The organism is Phyllobacterium sp. UNC302MFCol5.2 (genome assembly GCF_000686005.1).
Taxonomy (GTDB): domain Bacteria; phylum Pseudomonadota; class Alphaproteobacteria; order Rhizobiales; family Rhizobiaceae; genus Phyllobacterium; species Phyllobacterium pellucidum.
Map to the genome: position 1 here is coordinate 238,865 of NZ_JMLL01000010.1, position 26,010 is coordinate 264,874.

Genomic DNA, 26,010 nt, shown 5'->3' on the forward strand with positions numbered 1-26,010 from the left:
ATGGCATCAATCCACCGGTTGCTACCAATTGCAAGCGCAATTTGCAGGCTTGCGCTTCGGCAACACTCCTCGATCAAATCATCTTGCGCGGCTCGCCGCGTCTTGTGGCCTTAGTCATAAAAGCGGTATTCTTTAGTCTAAGAAGCCACCATATAATCTCTGCAAAACAGCCGTCCTAAGAAGCTGTTAAATGTAATCCGCTACACCATGTCCAATCAGGGTGGACGTGCCAAGCGTAGGGCAGGCAAGAACTCATGGAAGAGCCCAGGCCAGGCAAAGAACGGAAGCGATTCAAGGTCTCGCCGCTGCTGGGCCTTGATGCCTGGATCGATTCAACCCTTTACGAATTGCGTTTTCGCCTCGTCGAGTTCTGGGAAGATACGACGATTTTCTTTCGCCGGTTCCATGTCACCGGCTGGCGTCGCGTCGTCATAGAATTGCTGGGCGAAGGCTTTACCTGGGGCACCGCGGGGTCGGTCGTCATGCTGACGCTTGCCATTCCCGCCTTTCACGAAACCGAGAAGAACTGGCGCACGCGCGACGACTTTGCGGTGACGTTTCTCGACCGCTATGGCAATGAGATCGGCCAGCGCGGTATTCTCCATCGCAGCGCCGTTCCTATCGATGAATTGCCGGATCACGTCATCAAAGCGGTCCTAGCCACCGAGGACCGGCGTTTTTTCGATCATTTCGGCATTGATTTCCTCGGCCTGTCGCGCGCCATGACAGAAAACCTGCGCGCCAATTCCGTGGTGCAGGGCGGCTCGACGATCACCCAGCAGCTTGCCAAGAACCTTTTCCTTACCAACGAACGCAGCCTCGACCGCAAGATCAAGGAAGCCTTCCTTGCCCTTTGGCTCGAATCGAACCTCACCAAGAAGGAAATCCTCCAGACCTATCTGGACCGGGCCTATATGGGCGGTGGCACCTTCGGCATCGCGGCCGCGTCGCAGTTCTACTTCGGCAAAAGCATCAAGGACGTCAATCTTGCGGAAGCCGCGATGCTGGCCGGCCTCTTCAAGGCGCCCGCCAAATATGCACCGCACGTAAACCTGCCAGCGGCCCGCGCCCGCGCCAATGTCGTGCTGACGAACCTTGTCCAGGGTGGGTTGATGACCGAAGGCCAGGTGGTCGGCGCCCGCCGCAACCCGGCGACCGTCGTCGATCGCGGCCGGTCCGAAAGTCCGGACTATTTCCTCGACTGGACTTTCGATGAAGTCCGCAAGGTCGCCCAGAAGTTGCCGACACATACGCTCGTCGTGCGGACGACGATCGATATGGGCATCCAGAAAGCGGCCGAAGAGTCAGCGGAGTATCACCTTCGCCAGTACGGCAAGGAATATAACGTCACGCAAGCGGCCATCGTCGTACTTGAAAACAATGGCGCTGTGCGGGCAATCGTCGGCGGACGCGACTACGGCGAAAGCCAGTTCAACCGCGCGACTGCGGCGCAGCGTCAGGCGGGATCGTCGTTCAAGCCATATGTCTATGCCGCCGCGATGGAAAAGGGCATGACACCGAAGACGCTGGTGTCCGGCGGCGCCGTCTCCTGGGGCAACTGGTCGCCGCAGAATTATTCGCGGCAATATCTCGGCAAGATCGACCTGACGACGGCGCTGGTCAAATCCATCAATACGGTTCCCGTCCGGCTTGCCAAGGACTACCTGACGACCGCGCCCATCGTTGCGCTCGCCAAGGCAATGGGGGTCGAATCGCCGATCAGTTCGCACAAGACCATGGTCCTCGGCACATCCGGCATGACGGTGCTCGATCAGGCGACCGGCTATAACGTCTTTGCCACCGGGGGCATTGCCGGGATGCGGCATCCCTTTACGCAAATCCTCAGTCAGAATGGCGACGTGCTTTGGGACTGGAAGAAGGATGGCGAGAAACCGCACCGCGTTCTTTCCGAGACGGCCAACAACAATATGAACATCATGTTGGCTCAGGTGCCGGAATGGGGCACCGGTCGGCGTGCGGCGCTATCCATGACGCGCGTTGCCGGCAAGACTGGCACGACGCAGAGCTATCGTGACGCCTGGTTCGTCGGATTCACCGGCAACTACACGGCAGCCGTATGGTTCGGGAACGATAATTTCACCCCGACCAAGGAACTCACGGGCGGCATCCTTCCTGCAATGACCTGGCAGCGCTTTATGAACTACGCGCATCAGAACATCGAACTCAAGGCCATACCAGGGATTGACCCGACCATGCCGAAACAGGAGAAGGTCGCCGAGGCCAAGCAAAAGGCCGCCGACGATGACGCCGATGCCCTGACCGCCATCGAACGGCCGCGGGTCCTTTCAGGGGCGACCGCTACGGCCGTGCGCGAGATCGGACAGGCCCTGAAAGCCGCCCCGCAATTGAAACTGCCGGTCCCGCCCGAAAAGGTCTCGGTGCTTTGATTGCGTCCCCGAGCACGCCCGTGTAGTCATCGTCTTCATGCTTCGCAATGTTCTCCTTGCCCTCCTTGCGCTTGTGATTGCCGTCGGCGGCGGAACGCTGAGCGCATGGTATGCGGTGAGCCGATTCGACGGCTTCGGTTCGCTCGCCATCGGACAATGGACGGCGCATCCCGACGCGGGCACGCCGCTCTCCGATCCCTATGCGAAAGCGCGGGCGGCGCGCGAAGGCGCCTTTCCGCTCGGCGGCACCGAGGGCCTCGTCTTCTACGCCTATAGCGACAACGAGGGCAAAACGCTGGATCGGCGCTGCACGTACAAGGTGGAAGGAAATACGCCCAACACCCGTTTCTGGACGCTTTATGCCGCAGACCGCGCTCTGACCTCGCTCGAGCCAGGCAAGGACAAACTCCCAGCGCTGCACTCGCGGCAGATATTTCGCAATGATGATGGCGGTTTCAGCATCAGCGTTTCGCCGACGGCGCAACCGGGCAACTGGCTGGCCACTAGCGGCGGCGGACGCATGGTGCTCGTCATGACGCTCTATGACACTCCGATCGCCGGCAATTCCGGTCTGGTCAATATGGCATTCCCGACGGTTACGAGGATCGGGTGCGATGGCTAGGTTTCTTCGTGCAATCCTGTTTGGCCTTGTCGGTGCCGCCCTCATCCACCTCGTGGTGGTGCTGCTGGTGCCCTATTACTCCGACCGCAACAGCTGGTCCCGGGTCGCCGCTTACGGTGACGATTGGCAGTTCCATCGCGTCACCCGCGACGGAGCGCCGGGGATGGTTTCCCTCGCCTTCGATCCGCTGTTCCAGGCATCCGTCTGCCGCTTCGACATCACGGATCTGCCCGCGCACATTACCGGCCTTGGAACGACACCCTACTGGTCTATTTCAGTCTACAATCGGCAAGGCGAAAACCTTTATTCGATCAACGACCGCACGGCGATCGCCGACCAGCTCGACCTTGTCGTGGCAACGCCCCTGCAAATGATCGAGCTCAACAAGACCAAGCCCGAGTCCGCCGAGAATTCGGTCCTTATCGAAGCGGACATGGATGAGGGTTTTGTGGTCGTGCGCAGTTTCATACCGGACGCCTCGTGGCAGAGCCAGGTAACGGCGTTTCTTGACAGCGCGGCCTGCACGCCGCTGCTTTAACCAGGGCCTGTTGGCAAAGTATGGAGGCGTAGTTTTGCCGCTGCCAATGCTGGAAACGCTGCGGATGTTGCGAACACGCAGGACATGCAGCAGAAAACGTCGATTGTCCTGAGCTGGACGAGTTTTTCTGCCTCTTGCAGCCTAAACAAGAGTTCCAACGATTTGTCACTCTACGCTGCAAACTCCACGTAGCAATCATAGGTAACAATATCGACCATGACGCTCATCTTATGGAAAATTTTAAGGTTGATCTCCTCATCTATTCGATAGCTATCGTACACCAGAGGATCATCGATGGGATTACCAAATAACGCTTGGAAAAACTCGTGATCGTCGCGCATAAGGTTCATCCGGTTAACGAGATTATTTCCAGTTTTCTCGTATAGACTGATGTACCTTGGCACTGTAATTCTCCTCAAGTTCACGTAATTCTGGTGGCTCTGTCTGCTGCCTGTCCTGCGATCGCACCAACCCTACGAGAAAGTTGCTTGGGGGGGCCGGCATTGTGGCATTCTGCATAATCGTTCTAGTACTCGTTTGGGACTTTGGAAATGTTACATCATATTTCATTCGGTGTTCCTGATATGGAGCGCGCTTCCACATTCTACGACGCTGCTCTAACAGCGCTTGGCTACGTGCGTGTCTGGGAGGATTTAACTCCGAACGATCCCCATCAAGCCATCGGGTACGGCTTACCCGGCGGTGGTGACAAATTCTGCATCAAGCTTACAGCGGAGCGTTTGACTGTGCCCTGGGCAGGTTTTCACCTTGCATTCGCAGCTCCCAACAGACAGGCTGTTGTGCTGTTTCACCAAGCGGGAATAGTTGCAGGTGGCCGTGACAACGGAGCGCCCGGTTTGCGCCCTCACTACGGAGAGAATTACTTTGCCTCCTATCTGATCGACCCCAACGGATATCATCTTGAGGCAATCTGCAAATCAGCCGAATAGCGAGCTCAGTGCAGATCCTAAACTATCGTATCACGCTGTGCCGACTACACCGGCTGGGGCGCCGGATCAAGGAACCTGCGATTTGGTTTTGGTTTGGCGCGCTTTGGCGGCTCAGGCGCATAGCGTTCGTAGCGCACGCCCGGAAAGATCGTGATTTCGGCCTGGTGGTGCCGATTTATCTCTGCGCTAGGCCGGCGCTTGCTGGTGGTGCTGCCTGGAAATGCTATGACAAATCCCATGACTTCATCCGTATCGGTCTCTGGTTGGTCTCCCTGGATACTCCGATGCCTACGCGCGCAAGAACTGCGCCATAATTTCATTAGACATACCGATGGTTAACGGCTTGCTAACGCTTGGCGGCTAATTTTAGCCATTGTTTAACCGCGTTGTGTTCCGAGTGGAGTGTGTTCGTGAAGTATCCTGAGTTTCGGGCGCTTGAAGACCGCAACGGCGGCAGCAAGGCTGACGATCTCCTCACCGCATCGATTACCGCTTTCTGCTGCATCGCAAGGCCAGCACGGAGCGACGCACAGCAACTCGAAGACCTTGCCGTTCCCCTGCTCGCCCTCGCCTCGCCGCGCGTCCGTCGCCATGCGGCTGCTGCCTTGTCGGAAATTCCGCACGCACCGAAGCGCCTGATCCTGGCCCTTGCCGAGGACGACATCGATATCTCGGCAACGCTATTGCTGCGCTCGCCGCTGCTCACGCCAAAGGACCTCATCGACATCATAACCCACAAGGGGATCTCGCACGCCCGGGTCATAGCCCGCCGGCGATCGGATGATCCGCAACTTCTGGGTGTCCTGCGCAGCTTCAAGGATACGGCCATAGACAATGCGCTCGAGATCAAATCTCATTTCGACCTCGACGACGATGCGCCGATTGCTGATGCAGCGGTCGCGCCAGAATCGCCCCGGCTGCGCGAAACCCGCGAAGCGCTGAAGGCTCTGATGCGCGATGCTGCCTTGTCCGATGAAGGCACGCTCGCCAACCACCTTGTCGATGCTGCACTGCTTGACGAGACGATGTCGTTCGAACGGGAGTTGGCCATCGCGCTTAACCTTGATGTCGAGACGGCACGAAAAATCACCGGCCACGGATTGAATGCCGAATTGACCATCGCTCTGGCGTCGCTTGGCCTTTCAGCGGAAGCGGCACATCTGGTCCTTACCGGGCTCTTCGGCCTGGTGCACAAGGATCTGCGATCCCTGCGCCTGTTTATCCAGTCTTATCGCCAGATCGACCGCGACAAGGCGCAGACGACCGTCGATCGCTGGAAAACCGCTGAAAACTCGGAAAAGCTGCGGCAAAAGCTGCGCGAGATGGCCGAGGATTACGAAGACGGCGGACGCCGGGTGTCTTAGAGCGGTTCCTATCCAAGAAGCGCTCTACCGCCAAATTACTCGGGAGCAATCGGGAAGAGTCCGGCGCGATCATCGCGGTAGTCCTCAATCTCGACGACCCAAAGATCACGGTCCCAGCGCTTCTGCTTTTCGAGGTCGGCATCGGCTGTGGTCTCTTCCACACCTTGCCTGAGGGCAGAAAACAACCGCTCCTGCGGCTTCGTTTCGTCATAGGCCATTTGCGGCGCCGGACCGAAGAGGTCATAGGTTCCGTCGGCATTGCGGAACTTGATGAAGATCGCACCCGCCTCGGCAGCGCCCTTGTTGGAGAGCGCCGCGAACGCGCCGCTATTGTTGACGCGGCGCAAAAGCGCCGAAACCCAGAACTCTGATGTAAGACGCATTTTTTAGGCTCCAATCAGTTGATCAGGCCGATTTCCTGCATCTTGGCAAGGAGTTTCGTATCAGGCTCTCCCGTCACCGGAAGTCGGAACAGTTTCTGAAATTCGCTTACGGCAGCCTTGGTCGATGCGCCAACCTTGCCATCGATCTCCACCATATCATTGCCGAATGCACGCAGGCCCGCCTGCACGCGCACTATCTCGGCGGGGGAAAGGCCGCCTGCTGTGCTGCTCGCGGCGACATCCTGCGCGGGATTTGTCGATATTTTCTGAACGGTCGCTTCTTCGGTCTGGGCCGGCTTCTTAGCCGGAACCGCAATGCTCGCCGTCGTTTCGCTGGGCTTATCGACAGTTGCCTCGGTATCGATGCCGATTTCGGCGGCTGCCTTGCGATAGGCTTCGATAGCCGCCCGGGTACCCTTGCCGGAAATGCCATCAACCGTGCCGGTGTAGAGCCCAAGCGCCAGCAGCTTTTGCTGCAGCTTGGCAACCTCGGGATCGCCGCCGGGCGCCAGCACCGGATCGCCGTTGATGGCGGCGGCAATCGGATCCTGGCTCTGGGGAACGGGAACCGACGTCACCTTGCGGATCGGCGCATCCGCTGGCTGATGGTCTGAGTTATCGGATGCCTTGCCGAGCGGGTTCGCTTGCTGCTTGATCGGCTTGAAAACGAGCTCCGGCCTTGTGCGGAAGAACACGCCATCATGCACATGCGGCTGATACCAGAGTGCATTGGCAGAGATGAAGCCGAGCGTCACCAGGAAGGCGGTCGTGCCGCCGGCGATGGCCGGATTGCTCGCCACCAACCCGCCGGCGGCCAGCAGAACCATCGTTACCCGTCCGCGCTTCGGCGCGCGCCGCTTCTTAGGCCGATTTACGGGTTTCGGCATGGGAACCTCCCCTCATATCGCTATCAATCCTGAATTCGACCACGTTTGCCGCCTCATCCTCGATGTGATCTTCCATTTGCGGACCTTCGAGCGGGATGCGCACGTCGACGACAGTGCCCTCGCCGGGAGTGCTCTTTATGTTGAGGCTGCCGCCATGCAGGCCGACGAGGCCCTTGACGGTCGCAAGACCAAGACCGGTGCCTTCGTGTTTGCGCGTGTAATCGTTCTGAACCTGCCGGAAGGGCTGGCCCAGCGTCTTCAGGTCAGCTTCCAGAATGCCGATCCCCGTATCGCTGATGGAGAAGGCCAGCATTTCATCTTCGATGAGCGCATCGATCGTAACCACGCCGCCGCTCTCCGTGAACTTGACAGCATTCGATACGAGATTGATCAGCACCTGATTGATGGCGCGGCGGTCGGCAACTACGGTCCCGACCCGCGGGCTGACACGGTCGCACAGAGTAACGCCCTTCTGCGCGGCCTGGTGCGCCATCATGTCATGGACCATCGTCACGGCATCCTTGAAGGCGAAACGCTCGGTGACAATGGGATAGGTCCCCGCTTCGATCTTCGAAACGTCGAGGATGGCATTCACAACGGAAAGGAGATGTGTTCCCGAACGGTGCACCAGTTCCACATATTCGCGCTGGCGCGAATCCGGCAGCTTGCCGCAGATTTCCTGAAGCAGCAGGTCCGAGAAGCCGATGATCGAATTCAGCGGCGTGCGCAATTCGTGGCTGACCGAGGAAAGAAACCGGCTCTTGGCGATTTCAGCGGTTTCAACCTCGCGGCGCGCATGGGCAAGTGCGTTCCTGTCGGCAACGGCCTGGGCGATATCCGTGGCAATCACGAGGAAACCCATGCCTTCGCTGTGCGGAACCGCCCGCAGATGGTGCGTGGCAAAGCGGATAGTGTGCTCATGCTTCGACGTTTCGCCGGCTGCGACGCTGCGCAGCTTCACATCGGCGGTGGCGACGGGCGCCCCTCCCTTCAGATCCGCGAGGAAATTTGCGTACTGCACACGGTCCGAAACGTGCACTCTCTCCATCAAAGCTGTGCCGATGAGCAGGTTGCGCGCAATGCCGAACTGTTCTTGCGCCCGCGGCGAAAGGCACTCGATCGTTCCATCGATCGCAAGCTTGATCACTACACCTTCGATGACGCTTTCGAGATCGGCGATGCGATCGTCGCGGCGTGCCGACCGTGCGTGGCGGGTAAGCGCATTGCCGGTCCGGGCCACCAGGATGCCCATATAGCCAAGCGATGCGAGAAGGACAGGCGCAGAAAGGGCCACCAAACCGCCATTCTGGAATGCCACAATCGAAAGGACAGCAAGGGCTGCTGCCGCAGTGCAGCCGGCCACTCCCAGCGCAGTCCTGGATTTATGGACGAACCATGTCTCGAGCGGGATCGCGGCCGTCATCAGCCACAAAAGCAGGCTGGCCGATCCTGCGCTGACGCTGATGGCGGTAATCGCCGCGCCATAAGCAATTAGCGCAGCTGTGCCGACAGTCGCGCTCTTTCGCGAAATCGAAAGCGCGCCGCAGAAGATCATCGGCAATGCCAGAACCCCAACGACGAGGCTCACGATGACTGCGATATCATTCGTCAAAGGGTGAGTTGTCAGCATGGCTACCGCCAGCAGTATCGGCATCGCAAACATGCTGCCGGCGATGCGTGCGTCGCGTGCTCGTTCCGCCGCGTCCACGACGGATGCATTTACCCAGCGCTTGCAGAGACGTTCATAGGTCTCGACAATACTGGATCGAATGACGGAATGAATCGGCACCAGCTTTTTCCTGCTTTCCGCACGTTCCGGCCTAAGCCGGATGAAATGCGGTCATTTTCCGAATGTCGCTTGCAACATTCTTGTCGGCGTTAACTTTTGCAGACGAGGCTTTAAGGAAAGGATAAAGCGGACCATACCCCGGCCGGTTGTGTCCCGTTTTGAGCGATTGTGGCGGGCATGGTAAATGAAGGGTTGCCCTTGGCCGCCGCGCTTCCTTTCGAATCGTAAGTATGCAGTTCCGCTTCGAAGAATTCTTAATCCTTCGTTTCTATGATCGCTCAAATTCGGAGGTTTGCCGCAACGAGTTCTTGCCGGTTGTGTGGCAGGCTTATCCCATAAAACGCCACCACTAGGGATCGGGCAAAGGAAAAGGAATGGGTTTCCTGATCAGATTTGCGATCAAGTTCTGCTTCTGGATGATGCTGGTATCGCTGTTCATTCCGCCGGCGAAGGACGAGCACGGCGGAAACCAGCCTGGTCCGCTCGAAGCTTTCACGGCTGCACGGGAAGCCATTGTCGACCTTGGTGATTTCTGCAACCGCAAGCCGCAGGCCTGCGAGACAGGTAAAGCCGCCTTCGCCAATGCCGGCGAACGCGCCGGCGACGTTGCCAAGGCAGGTTACGACTATCTCGACACACAACTCGGCAAGGACGTGCCCCGGCCGGATGCAGCGGTCGCCGCTTCTCATGGCGACGCAAAGCCCGTTGCAGGCGCCGATGCCATCAAGGCGAAATTGCGCGAACTCGCGTTGCGCGAATTGATCGAAGCCGCTGACCGCCAGAGCGAAGCGTCGCCCAGTGTCGACAAGAAGGCGCAGACCGGTACAGTCATCCGTAACTAGCCGGCGTGGCGAGGCTAACGTTTCATCCATCGGACGATACCGGAGCCCGATGGATTTTAGGGCAAATTCACCCTGCCCTCCCAAGAATCCGGCTGGCGCACAACAACCTTCCGCGTGGATTGTCTCGCCATCCGAGAAGCAGAACTGTTTTTATCTAGGCAAGACGTGCTCTAATCCCGTGACGTTTGCCGCCAGGTTGCCTATATGTGCCTTGAAAGGATCCAAGGCATGGCACAGACAATCGACGACATTATTGCTGATTTCGATTTTCTCGATGATTGGGAAGATCGCTATCGCTATGTCATCGATCTCGGGCGTGACTTGAAGCCCTATCCCGACTCCGCCCGCGATGCTGCCCACAAGGTGAGAGGATGCGTCAGCCAGGTTTGGCTGAAAAGCTCCCTGAATGGCGACGTGGATCCTGTCATTGATTTTCTCGGCGATTCAGATGCGCATATCGTTCGCGGCCTCGTCGCCATCATGATGGTGCTCTATTCGGGCAAGCGCGCATCGGAGATCATGGCGATCGATCCCGACGCCATCCTGAAAAAGCTTGGGCTCGACGAGCATCTCACGCCGCAGCGGTCGAATGGCCTGCGCGCCATGATCGGCCGGATCCGCAGCGAAGCGCAGGCTGCCCTCGCCACAGCGTAAACTTCAAAGTGCCGGCCGATAATCTTCTGTTCCCCAGTGAATGATGCGCTGGCTGTGCCGTGACGGCATTGCCGGATGATAGTGACGGTCAAGCGCAGCAAGCGCCGTTCTTAAAATCAGCTTTGCCGAACGGACGGGCCACTGCCGTTCCCGTTCGACAAGCTCCAGCCCCTTCAAGAAGCAACAAACGTCGACCAGGACGCCGGAAAGCTCCGGCCCCACCGCTTCCAGTGCGCGCTCAACACGCTGACGGGCAGCAAGCGCCGCATCGGTGATTTCGAGGACGCCGTTTGAACGCGAGGCGCTGCCCGTCACGTCCCAATTTGCCCCGATCGAGGGCATCAGGTTGCCAATCGTATAGTCCGCGCGAAGCCGTTCGCCCGCCTTGAACGCTTCGTCATTGATAAAGGGCGTTCCGCCGGCATCTTTGCGCTTGCGGAGCGTGGCAAGGGGCGATTCACTCTGGTTGCTGCGTACCTGGGATGTGCCATGTCGGTCAGCGAGGACCACCGTCGTCTCTTCGCGATGCTGGCCGGCGAAAGGATCGTCCGATAAGACGACCCGGCGTAAATGTGCTTTGCCGGCTTCGCTGAGGGAAAGTTCCGTTCCGCGCAGTGTCGCGCTGCCGTTGCTTAGTGCCGATTTGACTGCGGCATGCTCGACCGAAATCGCGCCGTGCTCGCAGCTTTCCAACATCACCCGCCCATTTCCGGCTTGATCGACAACTAAACCCGGGCCTTTTGCCAGGAAGCGCAACAGTCGCAACTCGCGGCTCTTGTCGTTCGCTGCTCTCATCAGCGCACCGTCCCGTCGCGCATGAACGCGACCTTCACGATGTTCTCGATCGTCTGGACAATATGGTCAAACTCCAGCTCCTCGCGCATGTCCTCGATAAGATGGCACGCGTGATTCACCGTGCTCCGGTCGCGGCCGAAGGCGCGCCCTACCTCACTCATGGTCAGAGCAAGCGTCACATGCGCAACATACATGCCGATCTGCCGAACCCTTGCCACCGGGCGCTCGCAGCGTGAATGTGAGCGCAGTTCGCGGCCGCTCACATTGAAAAGCGTCGAAAGAATATCGATGAGGCCATCGCAAACCTGGAGCAGCCGCTCGTCGAGAGGCGCTTCCTCGTCGATGGACACAAGCTCCGGTACCTTCGGTTTACCGCGCCTTGGCCGAAGCGAGTGGATCATCGCCTTGGCCTCAGGGGCGGAACGGATCAGATTGAGCAAACTCGAAGACATCCTGGCTCCAATTTCTAATAGGAATATCTTCTTATATTGGACCCTTCAAGTGCGTGGATAAGTTTTCCTGACAGCCTATCTTAAGGATCTGTACTTACATCGTATTTTTGCCTTCAATCTCCAAAAGCGAGGACACAAATCCTACACCCAGCGTCATCGCGCATACTCGTTTGATCCACAACATAGGGGACAAAGCGTGTCGGCGATCGATTGGAACAGACAGAAAATCGCATTTCTAAAATCGCAGGAGCAAGAGACAAGCGATGCTCGCCAGCGACTTGCGCTGCAAATTCTTTGTGGCGAGGATCTGAGTATGGTTCTCTTGCTTGACGCGGCGAAGAAGGAACATCTGTGCAAGCGACTGAAGCGGCTGATCGAACGCGAACGCCTCAAGGGCGCCGCAGGCCATTGGAGCTATGATCTCAACCGCCATATTGGCCTGAAGCAGGCGCTTGAAACGCTAAAAGTATCGCTTTCCAGCAGCGAGCCCGAGAAACAGATCCGCACCGCTTGAATGCAAAACGGCGCCATGCGGCGCCGTCCCGTCTGCGTGGCATATGCCCTTGGTCGATCAGGCAGCCTTCTTGCGCTTGCGACCGAGGCCCATGTTCTTGGCCAGGCGCGAACGCGCTGCTGCATAGTTCGGAGCGACCATCGGATAGGACGGGTCCAGATCCCACTTTTCGCGATACTGTTCCGGCGTAAGGCTGTAGTGGGTCATCAGGTGACGCTTCAACGACTTGAACTTCTTGCCGTCTTCGAGGCAGACGATGTAGTCGTCCGCAACGGACTTCTTCGGGTTGATGGCCGGCTTCGGCTTTTCCTGAACAGCAACGACTGTTTCGACGCTGCCCCCAACTCGGCCGAGCGCAGCATGAACGTCGGCGATGAGAGTAGGCAAGTCACCGGCTGGCACCGAATTGTTGCTGACATAGGCAGCAACCAGTTCGGCAGTGAGTTCAAGCAGGACGTCGCCGGCAGTTGTGTTTGAATTGTCGAACGTGGTCATCTAAGTCCAATTCCTTCGTCTATTTTTTTATCTCGGTAGGTAGATTAAAATCACCAATATAAAGTCGAGAACACGCGAGGTCTCCAACGCCTTTGATGACACTCTATTGCGGAACGCATTTTATTTGTCAAATCAATACTTCGTTCAAAAAAGAAATATTTCAAATAATCCCGTGAATAGAGATTAACAGGACGCAAACGACGATGGACGCAAGAAAGCCAGGGCCCGGCCACAGGTGCGACAACACTTAGGGAATGCTGACAGCGATTTGCGGCATACCACTAAGACAAAAAATGGCAAAAATGAGGAACAACGATCCGCGTCCCAAGCATTCTATAATAACAGATATTGCCGATTCTAGTGTTCATGCCTACATCTGGCGTAAAAAGGAACCCTCAATGACCACAAGAACATTCAAGGTCGTCAAGTCGGACGCACAATGGCGTGAACAGTTGACATCCGAACAATACCAGATCACGCGAAATCACGGGACGGAACGTGCTTTTTCCAGTCCGAACTTCGACAGCAAGTTGAAGGGGACCTACAAGTGCGTCTGTTGTGACCGGCCGCTCTACCGCTCCGAGACAAAGTATGACTCGGGCACAGGTTGGCCGAGCTTCTACGCGCCCATCGAGCCTGAGGCCGTTTTTGCTGTCGAGGACCGCTCCTACGGCATGCTGCGCACCGAGATAAAGTGCTCGGACTGCGACGCCCATCTCGGCCACGCTTTTCCCGATGGGCCACCGCCTACGGGCGTGCGCTATTGCATGAACGGCAATGCGCTCGTCTTCGATGAGGATTGACGCGGCTCCGGCGTTTCTTGCACATAGTTTGTGAACGGGTATTTCCGCCCGCGGGACGCTCCCGCCGGTAACCATGAAAGTTTTTAGATGACCAACGCTTCGCGCTTCCCCGCTCTTGCTGCACCTCAATCCGAAAAAAGGCCCGTCTCCGACACACGCCACGGGATTACCCGCGTCGATGACTATGGTTGGATGCGGGCCGAGAACTGGCAGGACGTTTTTCGCGATCCCGCTACGCTTGATCCGGCAATTCGCCAGCATCTCGAAGCGGAAAACGCCTATCAGACAGCGCTGATGGAAGATACCAAACCGCTTCAGCAGCGGCTCTTCGACGAGATGAAAGGCCGGATCAAGGAGGACGATTCGTCAGTACCTTCGAGAGATGGTCCCTATGCATATGGCACGTCCTATAAGGTTGGTGGCCAACAGCCGCGGTTTTTCCGCACGCCGCGCGATGGCGGCGATGAGACCATGCTGCTCGACGGCGATCTCGAAGGCGAAGGCAAGCCTTATTTCCGTCTCGCGTCGGCCGATCACTCGCCCGATCACAACAAGATGATCTGGGGATACGACGACAAGGGCTCCGAGTTCTTCACGCTGAAGGTACGCGACCTGGCAAAGCTTCAGGACCAGACCGACAGCGTGAGCGACACGACCGGCGGCGGTGTATGGAATGCGCAATCCAATGGCTTTTACTATACGCGGGTCGATGCCAATCACCGGCCATCGCGTCTCTACTATCATGAACTCGGCCAACCGGAGAGCGAGGACCGCCTCATTTATGAGGAAAAGGATCCAGGCTTCTTCCTCGGCGTCGGCGGCAGCTCGCTGAACGACTTCATCTTCGTCGATATTCACGATCACCAGACGTCAGAAATATGGCTGATCCCCGCCAACGACGCGACCGCCAAGCCAAAACTCGTTGCAGGGCGCGAGCCGGGCGTCGAATATAGTCTCACCGAAGGCGGCGACGTGTTTTACATCCTCACCAATGATGAGGGCGCCAAGGATTTCAAGATCATGAGCGCTCCGGTGGACGCGCCCGAAAAGTCGAATTGGACCGAAGTGGTCGCGCACAAATCCGGACGTCTTCTCCTTGGTCATTCCGCCTATTCCAGCCATCTCGTTTGGCTTGAACGCGAGAACGGTCTGCCGCGTATTCTCATTCGCGATCGCAAGAGCGGCGAAGAGCACGCCATCGCCTTTGACGAGGAAGCTTATGCGCTTGGTCTCGAGGGAAGCGCCGAGTACGACACCGACGTCATCCGCTTCTCCTATTCGTCAATGACCACGCCAACGCAGGTCTATGACTACAACATGCGTACTCGCGAGCGCACCTTGCTGAAGACGCAGGAAGTACCCTCCGGGCACAATCCTGAGGATTATGTGACGCGTCGCTTGCTGGCCCCTGCCCCCGACGGCGAACTTGTACCTGTCTCGATCGTCTATCATCGCGACACCAGGATCGATGGCACAGCACCGTGCCTGCTCTATGGCTATGGCTCCTATGGGATCAGCATACCCGCGAGTTTCAATACCAATTGCCTCTCGCTTGCCGACCGAGGATTTATCTACGCGGTTGCGCATGTTCGCGGCGGCAAGGACAAGGGCTATGACTGGTATGAGAACGGCAAGCGGCTCAACAAGAAAAACACGTTTACCGATTTCATTGCCGCTGCACAGCACCTCGTAGCCGGAGGGTACACGAGCCACGACCGCATCGTCGCGCAAGGCGGTTCGGCCGGCGGCATGCTGATGGGCGCTATCGCTAACATGGCGCCGGATACATTCGGCGGCATCATCGCCGAGGTGCCATTCGTCGACGTAATCAACACCATGCTCGACGATACGCTGCCACTGACTCCGCCCGAGTGGACGGAATGGGGCAATCCGATCACTTCGGCCACCGACTATGAATATATGGCCTCCTATTCGCCCTACGACAACGTTGAAGCCAAGGCCTACCCGCCAATTCTGGCCGTCGCGGGCCTGACTGATCCGCGCGTTACCTATTGGGAACCAGCGAAGTGGGTGGCCAAACTTCGTGAGCTCAAGACCGACGACAACCCAGTACTCTTCCGCATCAATATGGAAGCCGGGCATGCGGGGGCTTCGGGGCGTTTCTCACGTCTGGAAGAGGTGGCCTATGTGTACGCCTACGCGCTGAAGCTCGCCGGAAAAACACAAATGTGAACACCATCGCAGAAACTTCCGAGTGCCCCGTGCCGTTGCTCAATGAAACGACCGCGCAATGTTGCGGCAGATTGAGTATAATTGCTGTGTTGGCCACGGAGGTTTCTTGCAATGTTACAAAGCAGGCTCATGCTATTGGCTGCTATGGGGCTCGCCGCCCAACCTTTTCTCGCCGTTGCCCACATTGATCGTGCGGCGGCCGTACTCAAGAATGTAAGCGAATATGCCGGGCGGCGATGCAATACGCCGCCGCGCGGCTCCGGCATCATCATCGGCTATTATTCAGGCACGACCGACAATCCGATCATCTCGTTTGGCGGCGATGAAGCGCCCGTCTTTGCGGTCCGTTGTTTCACTTCGTTACAGGAATGCCAGGGCTGGCTCTATACGATGCGCAGCAAATATAATGATGGCCCATCTGTTCTGATCCGCTGCGAACGGCGCTGATCGCTGGTATTCACTGTGGCGCCGGAGCCGGATAGCCATTCGGGTGCGGCGGCACTGCCTTCAAGTAGGCGGCGATTGCCTCACGATCGGACGCATCGATCTGGGCCATGTTCTGGATGACGTCGGCCATGGAACTTCCAAGCGAATCGAATTCCGGCGTGAAACCGCTCTCGAGGGCGTAAGCGATGTCCTTCTCCGACCAATCGCTGATGCCGCCCTCCCCGTCCGTAATGTTGGGGACGACGCCCTTGCCTTCTGCCGCCTTGGCCCCCGCAAGCCATCTGCCCTTGTCGAGCCCGCCTATGGCGTTGCGCGGTGTGTGACACTCGCCACAATGTCCGGGACCCTCAACAAGATACTGGCCGCGCTTCACCGCATCCGTCGCCTCGGCAATGGCAAGGACGGGTTTCGGCGAAAGATAAAGCCGCTTCCAGAGCCCCAGACCACGCCGGACATTAAAGGGGAAGCCGAGTTTGTGCGGACCGGAAACATTGTCCGAAGGCGGCAAAGTCTTGAGGTAGGCGTAAAGATCGGCAACGTCCTGTGGCTGCATGCGCGCGTAGGACGTATAGGGGAACGCTGGGTAGAAATGCCGGCCATCGGGCGCAACGCCAGCCATCATTGCATTGGCGAGGTCCTCGAACGACCAATCGCCGATACCCTGTTTTGAGGGGGATATATTCGGCGTCACGAAGGTCCCGAACGGGGTGACCAGGTTGACGCCGCCGGCCAGGACCAGCCGTCCATCACCCTTTGAGCCCGGTGCTGCATGGCAAGAAGCACAGCCGCCCTGCCAAAACACTTTTACACCGCGCTGAACATCGCCGGGTGTCACCTCGGCAAGTTGTGACGGATCAAGCCGGACGGGCGCCGTAAGATACCAGAAACCCGCTCCAGCGATGACCGCGAGCAAGATGACGATGAGCGCGGCCCTGCGCATCATCGATACGGTCTCAGTCTTTCTTGATTCGAAATGCCTTGTGGCACGTACCGCAATTCTCGGTCACCTGATTAAAGACGACCTTGAAGCTGTCGAGATCCTTTGGCTCGGCGGCTGCTGCCTTGGCGGCGTCGGCCTTGTACTTGGTCATGGCCGCTTCAAAACCAGCGCTGTCTTCCCAGATTTTCGGCGAGGCTGTTGTCTTGCCGCCCGTCTCGGAGCCTTTCGGGAATAGTGTCGCGATATCGATTTTCTGCGCATCCTCGTTCAGATGCTTCAGCGCGGTCATGACCAATTGGGCGTCAAAAGGCTTTTCGCCCTTGATGATCGGTGTGATGCTACCCACGGTCTTGCCCTGATCCTTCATCAGTGCCTGTCGGTCGGCGATCGGATCTGCATGCGCTGACATCGAAAAAACAGCGACGGCAAACAGCGGCGTCGCAGTCAAAGCGATCAGTCTATTCATGGGTGTCTCCCAACTCTTGTGGCTAAATATGGTTTGGCTTCAAGGGTTTCCGGTTGGCACTCTAGATCAACGGCAGCGAAAATCACCCGTACCGCTCGATCAACTTTTCGTTTGTTGAAAAGACCCCGGCACTTGGCCGGGGTTTGTGCGTCTCAGAGTGAAAAGTAGACGCCGGTACGATAGTAACGCCCGCGATTGTATCGCCGATCATCCCACCCGCGATAGTGCGGGCGATCCCAGCGGCGATGGTATGGACGATCCCAACGGCCATAGTGCCGACGGTCCCAACGGCGATCCCAGCGTCTATCCCACCGGCGATCCCAACGATGATGACGCCTTTCCCAACGATAGTTTCGGCGGTCCCAGCGATCATGGACCGGTTGTACATTCGGGTTTGGAACACCGGCACGAGTGGCATCGACCGGCCGTTCAATAGCGACTGGCGCAGCGCTTGCGATTCCGGTCCCACCGACCGTTCCAAACGAAATAAGCGTGGCACATATGGCCGAAATCAATTTTCGCATCATTCCTCCAGTGAAAGCCGCTTCAGTTGGCTTCAACGTGTTCAATATGTGGAGCCTAAGACTTTAGGCATAGCTCCTGAACGCTGGATGAATAACGAATGTGTCAGAGATTGGATCGATCCGCCGCGATCACTTATCGAGTCAATTTGCTCACATATGTGACATTGTCTCGGCCATGCCGCGCGCTCAACCCTGCTATCCCTGGGCGGCCACGCTTCCAATTGGGCGAATAGTAAGTGACGACGTTCGGACGGTTTCGAAGCGAACCTTCAGACGTTCTTTTGATTATTTTCTTTGACGGTAATATTTCAAGCGAAACCGACAGAGCTTGCGTAGCAGCAAAAGAATTTGAATAAAATGCAACGCAATTCAACAACCCCACAATAACAATATATGCACACTTTTTCATGGTTAACCTCCGTTTACGCCGATTATTTTTATTATTTTTACTAGATCAGAGCGGTTTGTGGCTTGCTTTCCCAATTAGTTGCTAGTCGTTATTTTGAGACTGTTACAATTTCTCGTCCAATTCGCGAATATCCTAATGTTTTCAGAGTGATAACTCGCTCAGCCATTGTGCGCCGGAATGTTAGGGTTAATAGAGTTTTAAGCGTGTCGGCGCGCGTCAAACGCCATCTGGTGCGGATACTGACAAAATATGGCATGATATTTCAGAGAGATTTTGCAATGTCCCGATCAAAACGCCTGCTCGACCTTATCCAGATCATGCGCCGCCACCGCCGTCCGGTAAGTGGTAAGGTGCTCGCCGATGAGACCGGCGTGAGTATTCGTACGCTCTATCGCGACATCGCTACGCTTCAGGCGCAGGGCGCGCATATCGAAGGCGAGCCGGGTCTCGGTTATATGTTGCGTCCGGGCTTCATGTTGCCGCCGCTTATGTTTTCCGAAGACGAACTTGAAGCGCTGGTCCTCGGCTCCCGCTGGGTCGAAAAGCAGCCAGACAAACGACTGGCGCTTGCCGCGCGAGACGCACTATCGAAGATCGTCGCTGTTCTTCCGGATGACTTGCGCAGCGATGTCAATTCCTCGGCCCTACTCGTCGGCCCACCGGGTTCTTCGCCGGATACGATCGACCTCGCCGCGGTCAGGAAAGCGATGCGTTCAGAACGCAAACTTGAAATCACCTACAGCGATGGCAATGGAACACAGTCGCGCCGTTTGATCTGGCCTTTCGCTCTCGGTTTCTTTGATCGCGTCCGTGTCGTTGTCGCCTGGTGCGAATTGCGTCAGGACAATCGCCATTTCCGCGCCGACCGGATTTTGGCCCTTCAGACCACGGATACACGCTATCCCAAACGCCGCCATGCGCTCATCAAACAGTGGCGGGAGGCCGAAGGCATACAACCGCTGGATTGAGCGTCTGCTACTGCCAAAAACTGACAGTAGTTGAGGCTAGAGTGCTCCCGTCAAACAGGAGGCAAGAGTGTTAAATCCCAATTTCATGCTGATTTATGTGAAGGATGCAAAACGCAGCCGGCATTTCTATGCCGAATTGTTCGATCGAGACCCTGTAGAGGAGTCTTCCTACTTTGCGATGTTTGTCCTCGATTCGGGCCTCAAATTCGCAATGTGGTCGCGCGAAAAGGTCCTGCCGGCACCCACCGAACAGGCTGGCGGGAGCGAACTGGTTTTCGGCGTCGATAGCGATGCGGCGCTGGAAGCGCTGTATAGTGAATGGATAGACCGCGATCTCGCCATTGCTCAACAACCGACACGGCTGGATTTTGGATATAGTTTCGTCGCGCTTGATCCGGACGGACACCGTCTGCGCGTCTATGCGCCGGCGGAGGACGCTACCCAATGACCCGGCACTGGATCGCCGTCGCATCGGCCGACCACGTCCGCAGGGGGCTCAAGGGCGGCTTCATGCAGGTTTGCCACGGCAAGATTGCACCATTGAATCGTATCGAGGCCGGGGATCATGTCGCCTATTATTCGCCAACTGAAATACTCGGCAGCAAGGACGGGCTGCAATCATTCACGGCCATTGGTACTGTAAAAACCGGCGATCCCTACAATTTCGATATGGGAAATGGCTTCGTCCCGTCCCGGCGTGACGTCGATTGGGACGAAGCACACACAGCGTCGATACGTCCTCTGCTCGACAAGCTTGAATTCACTGCGGGCAGGCCAAACTGGGGCGCCCAACTGCGCTTCGGCCTGCTTCAGATCAGCGCTGGTGATTTTGCACTGATTGAAGCGGCCATGACAAACAAGACGGCCCCGTGAGAACGGGGCCGTTTGTGTGACTAGCGATCTTGCTGCCTGGATAGTTGTGAGAATCATCGCTTGTTGAAAGTTTTTTATTGACGATGGTTTGAGGAGCGCTCACCCGCTTCGCTAGTCGGTAGGAACATAAGGCACGGTAAAAGAAGCACGGCCTTGGCAGCTGATGTGTTGAAGACTTTGAGCCCTTGAGACCGTCCGTTAAGGGCAGCAACGCCCTGCATCGGTACAGTTCGATATGCATGTTCGCTCAGCAGATTTTTTTAGCTTTCGACCGCAGAAGGGTGGCAATATATCGTTTCATTAACTGCTTCCGTATTAAGTGACTAAAATCTCAAAGGCATTTTCTTGAATGTGTTCGTTATAGCGTTGGAACTTTTTGGGAAAAGTGACAACGTTGTCCCTATTTGCCCCTATCGAGTTTGTTTATAATTATCCCATTGGTCGGATTGAGTAATTTTTGAAAGATATTTGCATGCCGCCATCCAGTTTCGGGGCTGATCTCCTGGTCGTCGAAGATCAACACTTGATGCGACTCGCCTTGGTCCACGAACTCCAAACCGCATTTCCTGCCTCGGTAGTTCATGCAGCGGGGAGCATAAGTACGGTAATTGAACTGGCCGAATTGATCCCTTTCGCGCTTGTACTCATCGACCCGGGCCTTCCCGGCTACGATCCCCATTCAGCGCGCGACCGCCTGCACGTCATCAGGTCGATCGTGGAGCAGACACCGGCGGCCATCCATGTCGTCATCACCGGCTCGGACAGCCTGGAAGAATGGGAGGCGTGCCAACGGCTCGGCGTTGCCGGGTACATCGCGAAGAACAATCTCAGGCCCGGCGCCATGGCGGATATCGTGCAGGAAATCGCCGAAGCGGGAAAATCGGTCGGCCTTGACCACGATGAAAGCACCGAGCCGGAGGTCTATCATTCGGCCCTGTCCCCGCGCGAGCAGGAGGTACTTGTCTGGATGCGGCAAAGGCCGTCCGGCGTCAGCAGAAAGGAAATTTACGATCAACTGGGATCGCATCTCAACATCGACGCGGCTTCGGCCGAGCGCTATTACAAGCGGGCGAAGGCAAAGCTTTTGAAGATCGGTGTGTTGTCGAATCTGTTTTGATATGTGCTAATGTCTGTTCGTTGTTTGATTCTGTTTATTTTAGCTTTTTCCGCACCGGTCAGGGAATTCTAAGCGGTCACGACCTCTGGCAAATCGCTGGGCCTTCACCGTTATTCTTTTGCCGCCCGCGGACAATGTTGTTCGATGGATATTATGAGAATTACTTTCGATGCGCACGAAATAATCGTGCCAATTCTTCCCGGCGACGTATCGGAGAAAATCTGGTCCGCACTGCAGAACGGTACCTATGAGGCCAAGGAAGCTTTTTGGGTGAAGCGCGCCGTCCGTCCCGGCGATCGAATTCTGGAGCTCGGCACGGGTCTCGGCATCATTGCGTCGGTAATGGCGGCAACCGATGACGTTCGCATTCTGGCGTTCGACGCCAATCCTGAAGTCGTCGCGCTGGCGCGGAGGGTGATCGATACAAATGGCTTCGATAATGTGACCATCAGCCACGGCCTTCTCATGGCCGGCAAACCGCGCGAGGTACCATTCTATCTGCGCAAAGATTTCTGGATGTCTTCGACATTCGCAGACCAGGGCCCCTATGAGCACGTCATCACTATCCGGTCAGTGGAAATTGACGAGATCATAGCCGCCGCAGGGATAACGATCCTCGTGATGGACATCGAGGGTGGTGAATACGAGTTACTCCGCGGCGCGCAATTACCAGGTGTCGAGCGCGTCTTCCTGGAGTTGCACGACCATCTTTACGGGCTGGATGGTGTTATGCAGATCATAGCGGCGATGGCGGCGAACGGTTTTGCTTTTGATCCGCGCGGCTCCAGCGGAGCATGCGCATTGTTTACCCGCGATCTGACGCCACGGGCATTTGACGATGCTTTCGCTCTTGCCAGCGTATAGGTTGCTCAAGGCTTGGTCGCTTGTTGTTTCCGTCGGCCTTTGTCTCGTTGCAGGATGTGCCGTAGCCCAACAGTCGGACGACGCGGCATTAGTTCTCAAAGATACGTCAGGTCAGATTGTCAGGAGTTACACGCGTGATCAATTCCGGGAAGAATTCACGCCTCGGGAACGAACCACCGATACGCCCTGGAGCCTAGGTGTACCTGTCGGCTTTCGCGGGCCCTTCCTCAAAGACATATTGGCGAAGAACAACCTCCTCGGCGGCTCATTTGAAATTAGCGGCGCCGACAGTTTCGTAGCCAAGATCAGTTCAGAGGAGATCGAGCGCTACGCGCCCATTCTCGCGACAGAAAAGAAATGCACGGACGAAGACAAGTACAGCGGCGCTTGCAGCCCCGGCCAAACGTATCGGCTCTTGTCAATTGACGATGGCGGGCCACTTTATCTCATCTGGCCGCTCCACGACTTACCGCCAAGATATCTCCCCAGCCGCAACGCTATTTGGGTTTGGTTCGTCATATCGATCAAGGCTCTTTCATGAAAAGGTATCTGTCGCAAATTTGCTCGTTTCTTCTTTACGCCGGCCTCCTGACGTCGGTAGGCTTGACGATTTGGGTGCTCCTGCGAACAGATGTCTACAGGCGAGAGACTGAAATCGTTTTCGGGCAGAGTTCGGAGGTGCAGTGGCGAGCATCGCAATCGCGCGACAAGGTGGCGCGGATTGTTGGCTATCTGAACATCGCAGTCCAGACAGGGCAGCGTGACCCGCGTTTGCTCACGGAGATCCGGATGCTGCGATTCAACCTCAAATCACTCGCAGCCCTCGAATATGCCAAAGATTTCATGCCACCAAACGACCCCAACGGCCTCGACCGCTCGATAGGAATGCTCGATACGGTCGTTCTACCCAACGTATTGGCTCAGACAAATTATAACGAGGTTCTGCATGACGTCGCCCTCATCGACCTCTACCTGGCCGGCCTTCTGGGCGCGACGGTGGACCATAGTCAGGCGATAAGCGCTACAACGCGCATTGGAATTGACGCGGCCCGGAATCGCCTGACGTTTTTCGCGGCGCTTTCGGTGATCATCTTGAGCGCCATAGCGATTTACCAGCACAACAGGGACAAGAGCCGCGAGGATCAGCACATAAGGTCGTTTTCTCTGCTTTTCGCCCATATGACCCGCACGCGCATTGCAGCGCTGCGCCTGTTCCTCACCTATATCGATGGGAAAGTTCAACCATCCGCGGAAATGACGGAGGCTGCTCTTGCCACCATTCTCGAACTCGATTCAATCAATGAAGGGCTCATGCTGATTGGCCACAGGCGTTCCGACGCGCGCTCAATGCCGCTTGGCGATGTCGTTGCCGAGATCGCCGGCAAAAACAAGCAGACTCTGATAATTCGAGCCAGCGAAGAAGCCTTCGCCATCCGCGTTCCTGCAGCGCAATTTCATCTGCTTATCGATGAGCTGGTTCGCAACGCTATCAACGCGATACCAGCATCCAAACAGCCGCAGATCACGATAGGGGCCGACATCCATCGCACCTTCATGGGAGCGGCTCGCCTTGTCCTTGCTGTCAAGGACAACGGTAAGGGTATGAGCGCCGGCCTGCTTGCCAAAGCGCGCGAACCATTCTTCTCGACCAAGGCTGGGGTCCATGTCGGGCTCGGGCTGACCAATTCAGTTGAATTAATTAAGTCAATGGGTGGGAAACTTCAGATACAATCGACGCCGTTCGTCGGAACGGAAGTTCGTATATTCTACCCGATCTGAGCACCGGACGAGATCATTGCTATTATGCGAGGGCGCGAAATGTCAGCGTGGCGGGCATTGCTTGGGCTAAGCTGCAAACAAAAACGGCCCCGCAAGGACGGGGCCGCTTTACTTCGAGAAACAGCCCCTACTTGGCCTTTTCGTAGAGCTCGAGCACATAATCCCAGTTGATGAGATTGTCGACGAACGCTTCGAGGTACTTGGGACGGGCGTTACGATAGTCGATGTAATAGGAGTGCTCCCACACGTCGACACCGAGGATCGGCGTGCCGCCATGAACGAGCGGATTCTCGCCATTCGGCGTCTTCGTGATTTCGAGCTTGCCGTCCTTTACAGACAACCAGGCCCAGCCTGAACCGAACTGCGTGGTGCCGGCGTTGATGAAATCCGTGCGGAACTTGTCGTAGCCGCCAAGATCGGATTCCACGGCCTTTTCGAGCGCGCCCGGCAGTTTCTTGCCGCCGCCGCCCTTCTTGAGCCAGTGCCAGAAATGCAAATGGTTGTAATGCTGGCCGGCATTGTTGAAGAGGCCGGGATTCTTGCCGAAGGACTGCTTGACGATCTCTTCGAGCGAAAGATTTTCGAGACCAGCTTCGGCAGCCAGTTTGTTGCCGTTGTCAACGTAAGCCTTGTGGTGCTTGTCGTGATGGTATTCGAGCGTTTCACGCGACATAAAGGGCGCAAGCGCGTCGTAATCATACGGCAGTGCGGGCAATTCGAAAGCCATGGAAGTCTCCTCTTCGATTAATTCTGTGACTGGATTGGCCGCCCGGTTGGGTACCGGTGCGTTGGTCGCCAATCCTGACAAAACCTGCCTTCGTTACATAGGTCCCAATTACTTCAGGAGCAATGCAAAACGGATCAATATTTCCGGCCGTTGCCTTTCGGCGGGTTAAATTTTCGGCGTGGAATGCGCAAACTCCCAATAAAGCTCCCGTGCCTTCTTGGCGATGGGACCCGGTTGAAGGTCGCGATCCTCGATGCGGGTAACGGGAACGACCTTCGAATGGTTCCCCGTCGAGAAAATCTCGTCGGCCCTGAGGAAATCGTGAACGCTCAACGTCGCCTGTGTCGTGCGGAAACCGTAGTCGGCAAGCACATCTATCGTGCGGGCGCGCGTGATTCCGGAAAGGAACGTCCCGTTGGGCGCAGGCGTGAAGATGTGACCGTCTTTGACGAGGAAGATATTGGAGGTGCCGGTTTCCGCGACATTGCCGAGCATGTCGAGGACGAGCGCGTTGTCGAAGCCCCGCGATTTCGCTTCCGTAATCGCCCGTGCATTGTTGGGATAAAGGCAGCCTGCCTTGGCGTTGGTCGGCATCGTCTCGAAGGTCGGGCGCCGGAATGGCGAGACAGTGACCGAGAAACCGCTCGGCGCAATCATCGGCGCCTCATAGAGGCACAGGCAAAACCGCGTCGATTCCGGATCCGCGGGTACGCCCATATAGCCGCCATGCTCGGCCCAATACATCGGCCGGATATAAACGGCGGTATTGCCGTCGAACTTCTTTAATCCATCATGGGTCAGCCCGATGATTTCGTCGACGCTCATCGTCGGATTGAGCCCGAGCGCAACCGCTGAGGCATTCACGCGCGCCGCATGACGGTCGAGATCGGGAGCAACGCCCTCGAACCAGCGCGCTCCATCGAAGACCGATGATCCCAGCCACATCACATGGCTGCGGGGGCCGATGAGTGGCACATTTCCTTCATACCAGTCGCCATCGACATAGGTCCATGTCAATGTCTGGGCTTGCGTACTGACGGCCATGATGCTGCTTCCATTCCCTCTGATCTGCTTTTCCTATCGAACGGCCAATTGCCTTCAAAATCAATGGCAGTTTCGGCTTCGAACGCCAAGTACCTATTGGCTCTTCATGTTCTTAGACGAAGGTCTAATTGCCAAAATGCGCGGACTCCAGGATTATAAAATT

31 protein-coding genes are annotated in these 26,010 nt (G+C 56.8%); 19 read left to right on the forward strand and 12 right to left on the reverse strand.

From position 1 onward, the window contains the following. Positions 1–254: 254 nt before the first annotated feature. Genes BR48_RS0103095 through BR48_RS0103105 form a run of 3 tightly spaced genes read left to right on the forward strand, consistent with a single transcriptional unit; the run spans position 255 to position 3,568 of the window. Complete coding sequence (locus BR48_RS0103095) at positions 255–2,408, forward strand: penicillin-binding protein 1A (protein ID WP_027229963.1); 2,154 nt, start codon at positions 255–257, stop codon at positions 2,406–2,408. A 37-nt stretch (positions 2,409–2,445) separates the two neighbouring features. After that, positions 2,446–3,030, forward strand: a complete 585-nt coding sequence (locus BR48_RS0103100) for a DUF1214 domain-containing protein (protein WP_027229964.1) — start codon at positions 2,446–2,448, stop codon at positions 3,028–3,030. Beyond that, entirely contained in the window at positions 3,023–3,568 is a 546-nt protein-coding gene (locus BR48_RS0103105; RefSeq protein ID WP_027229965.1) for a hypothetical protein, read from the forward strand. The genes BR48_RS0103100 and BR48_RS0103105 overlap by 8 nt, the downstream gene beginning before the upstream one ends. Positions 3,569–3,738: 170 nt before the next feature. Here BR48_RS0103105 and BR48_RS0103110 read toward each other — a convergent pair whose 3' ends face one another. Continuing rightward, the gene (locus BR48_RS0103110; protein ID WP_155810800.1) at positions 3,739–3,909 is read right to left on the reverse strand and encodes a hypothetical protein; all 171 of its coding nucleotides are present in this window, start codon (positions 3,907–3,909) and stop codon (positions 3,739–3,741) included. A 210-nt stretch (positions 3,910–4,119) separates the two neighbouring features. Between BR48_RS0103110 and BR48_RS0103115 the strand changes: the two genes are divergently transcribed. Then, entirely contained in the window at positions 4,120–4,518 is a 399-nt protein-coding gene (locus tag BR48_RS0103115; RefSeq protein ID WP_027229967.1) for a VOC family protein, read from the forward strand. 44 nt (positions 4,519–4,562) lie between these two features. Here BR48_RS0103115 and BR48_RS0103120 read toward each other — a convergent pair whose 3' ends face one another. Next, positions 4,563–4,757: a hypothetical protein gene (locus tag BR48_RS0103120; protein ID WP_027229968.1), complete on the reverse strand. Its 195-nt coding sequence runs from the start codon at positions 4,755–4,757 to the stop codon at positions 4,563–4,565. A gap of 171 nt (positions 4,758–4,928) precedes the next feature. Here BR48_RS0103120 and BR48_RS23665 point away from each other — a divergent pair, with 171 nt between their 5' ends. Beyond that, a complete protein-coding gene (locus tag BR48_RS23665; protein ID WP_036813241.1) occupies positions 4,929–5,882 on the forward strand; it encodes a hypothetical protein in 954 nt (317 codons plus the stop codon). Positions 5,883–5,917: 35 nt separating this feature from the next. On the opposite strand, the gene BR48_RS0103130 is transcribed toward BR48_RS23665, so the two are convergent. From BR48_RS0103130 to BR48_RS0103140, 3 genes are read right to left on the reverse strand one after another with little or no spacing between them, the layout of a single operon-like run. Next, the gene (locus BR48_RS0103130) at positions 5,918–6,265 is read right to left on the reverse strand and encodes a DUF1491 family protein (protein ID WP_027229969.1); all 348 of its coding nucleotides are present in this window, start codon (positions 6,263–6,265) and stop codon (positions 5,918–5,920) included. 14 nt (positions 6,266–6,279) lie between these two features. Next, entirely contained in the window at positions 6,280–7,152 is an 873-nt protein-coding gene (locus tag BR48_RS0103135; protein ID WP_051614507.1) for a peptidoglycan-binding protein, read from the reverse strand. Further along, positions 7,127–8,941: an ATP-binding protein gene (locus BR48_RS0103140; protein ID WP_051614508.1), complete on the reverse strand. Its 1,815-nt coding sequence runs from the start codon at positions 8,939–8,941 to the stop codon at positions 7,127–7,129. The genes BR48_RS0103135 and BR48_RS0103140 overlap by 26 nt, the downstream gene beginning before the upstream one ends. 374 nt (positions 8,942–9,315) lie before the next feature. Between BR48_RS0103140 and BR48_RS25390 the strand changes: the two genes are divergently transcribed. Together BR48_RS25390 and BR48_RS0103150 are read left to right on the forward strand one after the other, a co-directional pair. After that, the gene (locus tag BR48_RS25390; protein ID WP_051614509.1) at positions 9,316–9,783 is read left to right on the forward strand and encodes a DUF5330 domain-containing protein; all 468 of its coding nucleotides are present in this window, start codon (positions 9,316–9,318) and stop codon (positions 9,781–9,783) included. Positions 9,784–10,011: 228 nt separating this feature from the next. Further along, a complete protein-coding gene (locus tag BR48_RS0103150) occupies positions 10,012–10,437 on the forward strand; it encodes a SufE family protein (protein ID WP_027229972.1) in 426 nt (141 codons plus the stop codon). 3 nt (positions 10,438–10,440) lie between these two features. Here the strand turns inward: BR48_RS0103150 and BR48_RS0103155 are convergent, their stop codons facing one another. Then, positions 10,441–11,232, reverse strand: coding sequence for a DUF6456 domain-containing protein (locus BR48_RS0103155; protein WP_027229973.1), 792 nt, complete (start codon positions 11,230–11,232; stop codon positions 10,441–10,443). Further along, positions 11,232–11,684, reverse strand: a complete 453-nt coding sequence (locus BR48_RS0103160; protein ID WP_027229974.1) for a helix-turn-helix domain-containing protein — start codon at positions 11,682–11,684, stop codon at positions 11,232–11,234. The genes BR48_RS0103155 and BR48_RS0103160 overlap by 1 nt, the downstream gene beginning before the upstream one ends. Positions 11,685–11,889: 205 nt before the next feature. Between BR48_RS0103160 and BR48_RS0103165 the strand changes: the two genes are divergently transcribed. Beyond that, a complete protein-coding gene (locus BR48_RS0103165) occupies positions 11,890–12,198 on the forward strand; it encodes a cytoplasmic protein (RefSeq protein ID WP_245273374.1) in 309 nt (102 codons plus the stop codon). Between the two features lie 57 nt (positions 12,199–12,255). On the opposite strand, the gene BR48_RS0103170 is transcribed toward BR48_RS0103165, so the two are convergent. Beyond that, complete coding sequence (locus BR48_RS0103170; protein ID WP_027229976.1) at positions 12,256–12,693, reverse strand: MucR family transcriptional regulator; 438 nt, start codon at positions 12,691–12,693, stop codon at positions 12,256–12,258. Positions 12,694–13,091: 398 nt separating this feature from the next. Here BR48_RS0103170 and msrB point away from each other — a divergent pair, with 398 nt between their 5' ends. The 3 genes from msrB to BR48_RS0103185 all read left to right on the forward strand — a co-directional run bounded on the left by msrB (position 13,092) and on the right by BR48_RS0103185 (position 16,136). After that, on the forward strand, positions 13,092–13,496 hold the full coding sequence (gene msrB, locus BR48_RS0103175; protein WP_027229977.1) for a peptide-methionine (R)-S-oxide reductase MsrB: 405 nt from the start codon (positions 13,092–13,094) through the stop codon (positions 13,494–13,496). Positions 13,497–13,583: 87 nt separating this feature from the next. Then, positions 13,584–15,689, forward strand: coding sequence for a S9 family peptidase (locus tag BR48_RS0103180; protein ID WP_027229978.1), 2,106 nt, complete (start codon positions 13,584–13,586; stop codon positions 15,687–15,689). A gap of 111 nt (positions 15,690–15,800) precedes the next feature. After that, positions 15,801–16,136, forward strand: coding sequence for a hypothetical protein (locus BR48_RS0103185; RefSeq protein ID WP_027229979.1), 336 nt, complete (start codon positions 15,801–15,803; stop codon positions 16,134–16,136). A 10-nt stretch (positions 16,137–16,146) separates the two neighbouring features. On the opposite strand, the gene BR48_RS0103190 is transcribed toward BR48_RS0103185, so the two are convergent. Further along, on the reverse strand, positions 16,147–17,079 hold the full coding sequence (locus BR48_RS0103190; RefSeq protein WP_027229980.1) for a cytochrome c: 933 nt from the start codon (positions 17,077–17,079) through the stop codon (positions 16,147–16,149). 10 nt (positions 17,080–17,089) lie between these two features. Next, positions 17,090–17,542 carry a cytochrome c gene (locus BR48_RS0103195; RefSeq protein WP_027229981.1) on the reverse strand — a complete coding sequence of 151 codons (453 nt, stop codon included), beginning with the start codon at positions 17,540–17,542 and terminating at the stop codon, positions 17,090–17,092. A 157-nt stretch (positions 17,543–17,699) separates the two neighbouring features. Between BR48_RS0103195 and BR48_RS26105 the strand changes: the two genes are divergently transcribed. The 8 genes from BR48_RS26105 (at position 17,700) to BR48_RS25395 (ending at position 24,076) form a co-directional block, all read left to right on the forward strand. After that, positions 17,700–17,978 (forward strand): hypothetical protein, encoded by a 279-nt coding sequence (locus BR48_RS26105; RefSeq protein ID WP_155810801.1) that lies wholly within the window; start codon positions 17,700–17,702, stop codon positions 17,976–17,978. Positions 17,979–18,753: 775 nt separating this feature from the next. After that, positions 18,754–19,443 carry a YafY family protein gene (locus tag BR48_RS0103205; protein WP_027229983.1) on the forward strand — a complete coding sequence of 230 codons (690 nt, stop codon included), beginning with the start codon at positions 18,754–18,756 and terminating at the stop codon, positions 19,441–19,443. 67 nt (positions 19,444–19,510) lie between these two features. Further along, positions 19,511–19,891, forward strand: a complete 381-nt coding sequence (locus BR48_RS0103210; protein ID WP_027229984.1) for a VOC family protein — start codon at positions 19,511–19,513, stop codon at positions 19,889–19,891. After that, positions 19,888–20,316, forward strand: coding sequence for an EVE domain-containing protein (locus tag BR48_RS0103215; RefSeq protein WP_027229985.1), 429 nt, complete (start codon positions 19,888–19,890; stop codon positions 20,314–20,316). The genes BR48_RS0103210 and BR48_RS0103215 overlap by 4 nt, the downstream gene beginning before the upstream one ends. A 472-nt stretch (positions 20,317–20,788) precedes the next feature. After that, positions 20,789–21,433, forward strand: a complete 645-nt coding sequence (locus BR48_RS0103220) for a response regulator transcription factor (protein WP_027229986.1) — start codon at positions 20,789–20,791, stop codon at positions 21,431–21,433. A gap of 144 nt (positions 21,434–21,577) precedes the next feature. Then, complete coding sequence (locus BR48_RS0103225) at positions 21,578–22,297, forward strand: FkbM family methyltransferase (RefSeq protein WP_027229987.1); 720 nt, start codon at positions 21,578–21,580, stop codon at positions 22,295–22,297. Then, a complete protein-coding gene (locus BR48_RS0103230) occupies positions 22,272–22,838 on the forward strand; it encodes a hypothetical protein (protein ID WP_027229988.1) in 567 nt (188 codons plus the stop codon). Before BR48_RS0103225 ends, BR48_RS0103230 begins: the two co-directional genes overlap by 26 nt. Next, positions 22,835–24,076, forward strand: a complete 1,242-nt coding sequence (locus tag BR48_RS25395) for a sensor histidine kinase (protein WP_027229989.1) — start codon at positions 22,835–22,837, stop codon at positions 24,074–24,076. The genes BR48_RS0103230 and BR48_RS25395 overlap by 4 nt, the downstream gene beginning before the upstream one ends. Positions 24,077–24,203: 127 nt before the next feature. Here the strand turns inward: BR48_RS25395 and BR48_RS0103240 are convergent, their stop codons facing one another. Next, positions 24,204–24,803, reverse strand: a complete 600-nt coding sequence (locus tag BR48_RS0103240; protein WP_027229990.1) for a superoxide dismutase — start codon at positions 24,801–24,803, stop codon at positions 24,204–24,206. Between the two features lie 165 nt (positions 24,804–24,968). After that, a complete protein-coding gene (locus BR48_RS0103245; RefSeq protein WP_027229991.1) occupies positions 24,969–25,847 on the reverse strand; it encodes a branched-chain amino acid aminotransferase in 879 nt (292 codons plus the stop codon). Between the last annotated feature and the right edge of the window lie 163 nt (positions 25,848–26,010).

Coding starts and splice junctions, on each gene's coding strand:
- BR48_RS0103095 (WP_027229963.1), top strand. CDS start 255: ATGGAAGAGCCCAGGCCAGGCAAAGAACGGAAGCGATTCAAGGTCTCG.
- BR48_RS0103100 (WP_027229964.1), top strand. CDS start 2,446: ATGCTTCGCAATGTTCTCCTTGCCCTCCTTGCGCTTGTGATTGCCGTC.
- BR48_RS0103105 (WP_027229965.1), top strand. CDS start 3,023: ATGGCTAGGTTTCTTCGTGCAATCCTGTTTGGCCTTGTCGGTGCCGCC.
- BR48_RS0103110 (WP_155810800.1), bottom strand. CDS start 3,909: ATGCGCGACGATCACGAGTTTTTCCAAGCGTTATTTGGTAATCCCATC.
- BR48_RS0103115 (WP_027229967.1), top strand. CDS start 4,120: ATGTTACATCATATTTCATTCGGTGTTCCTGATATGGAGCGCGCTTCC.
- BR48_RS0103120 (WP_027229968.1), bottom strand. CDS start 4,757: ATGGGATTTGTCATAGCATTTCCAGGCAGCACCACCAGCAAGCGCCGG.
- BR48_RS0103130 (WP_027229969.1), bottom strand. CDS start 6,265: ATGCGTCTTACATCAGAGTTCTGGGTTTCGGCGCTTTTGCGCCGCGTC.
- BR48_RS0103135 (WP_051614507.1), bottom strand. CDS start 7,152: ATGCCGAAACCCGTAAATCGGCCTAAGAAGCGGCGCGCGCCGAAGCGC.
- BR48_RS25390 (WP_051614509.1), top strand. CDS start 9,316: ATGGGTTTCCTGATCAGATTTGCGATCAAGTTCTGCTTCTGGATGATG.
- BR48_RS0103150 (WP_027229972.1), top strand. CDS start 10,012: ATGGCACAGACAATCGACGACATTATTGCTGATTTCGATTTTCTCGAT.
- BR48_RS0103155 (WP_027229973.1), bottom strand. CDS start 11,232: ATGAGAGCAGCGAACGACAAGAGCCGCGAGTTGCGACTGTTGCGCTTC.
- BR48_RS0103160 (WP_027229974.1), bottom strand. CDS start 11,684: ATGTCTTCGAGTTTGCTCAATCTGATCCGTTCCGCCCCTGAGGCCAAG.
- BR48_RS0103170 (WP_027229976.1), bottom strand. CDS start 12,693: ATGACCACGTTCGACAATTCAAACACAACTGCCGGCGACGTCCTGCTT.
- msrB (WP_027229977.1), top strand. CDS start 13,092: ATGACCACAAGAACATTCAAGGTCGTCAAGTCGGACGCACAATGGCGT.
- BR48_RS0103180 (WP_027229978.1), top strand. CDS start 13,584: ATGACCAACGCTTCGCGCTTCCCCGCTCTTGCTGCACCTCAATCCGAA.
- BR48_RS0103185 (WP_027229979.1), top strand. CDS start 15,801: ATGTTACAAAGCAGGCTCATGCTATTGGCTGCTATGGGGCTCGCCGCC.
- BR48_RS0103190 (WP_027229980.1), bottom strand. CDS start 17,079: ATGATGCGCAGGGCCGCGCTCATCGTCATCTTGCTCGCGGTCATCGCT.
- BR48_RS0103195 (WP_027229981.1), bottom strand. CDS start 17,542: ATGAATAGACTGATCGCTTTGACTGCGACGCCGCTGTTTGCCGTCGCT.
- BR48_RS0103205 (WP_027229983.1), top strand. CDS start 18,754: ATGTCCCGATCAAAACGCCTGCTCGACCTTATCCAGATCATGCGCCGC.
- BR48_RS0103215 (WP_027229985.1), top strand. CDS start 19,888: ATGACCCGGCACTGGATCGCCGTCGCATCGGCCGACCACGTCCGCAGG.
- BR48_RS0103220 (WP_027229986.1), top strand. CDS start 20,789: ATGCCGCCATCCAGTTTCGGGGCTGATCTCCTGGTCGTCGAAGATCAA.
- BR48_RS0103225 (WP_027229987.1), top strand. CDS start 21,578: ATGGATATTATGAGAATTACTTTCGATGCGCACGAAATAATCGTGCCA.
- BR48_RS0103230 (WP_027229988.1), top strand. CDS start 22,272: ATGCTTTCGCTCTTGCCAGCGTATAGGTTGCTCAAGGCTTGGTCGCTT.
- BR48_RS25395 (WP_027229989.1), top strand. CDS start 22,835: ATGAAAAGGTATCTGTCGCAAATTTGCTCGTTTCTTCTTTACGCCGGC.
- BR48_RS0103240 (WP_027229990.1), bottom strand. CDS start 24,803: ATGGCTTTCGAATTGCCCGCACTGCCGTATGATTACGACGCGCTTGCG.
- BR48_RS0103245 (WP_027229991.1), bottom strand. CDS start 25,847: ATGGCCGTCAGTACGCAAGCCCAGACATTGACATGGACCTATGTCGAT.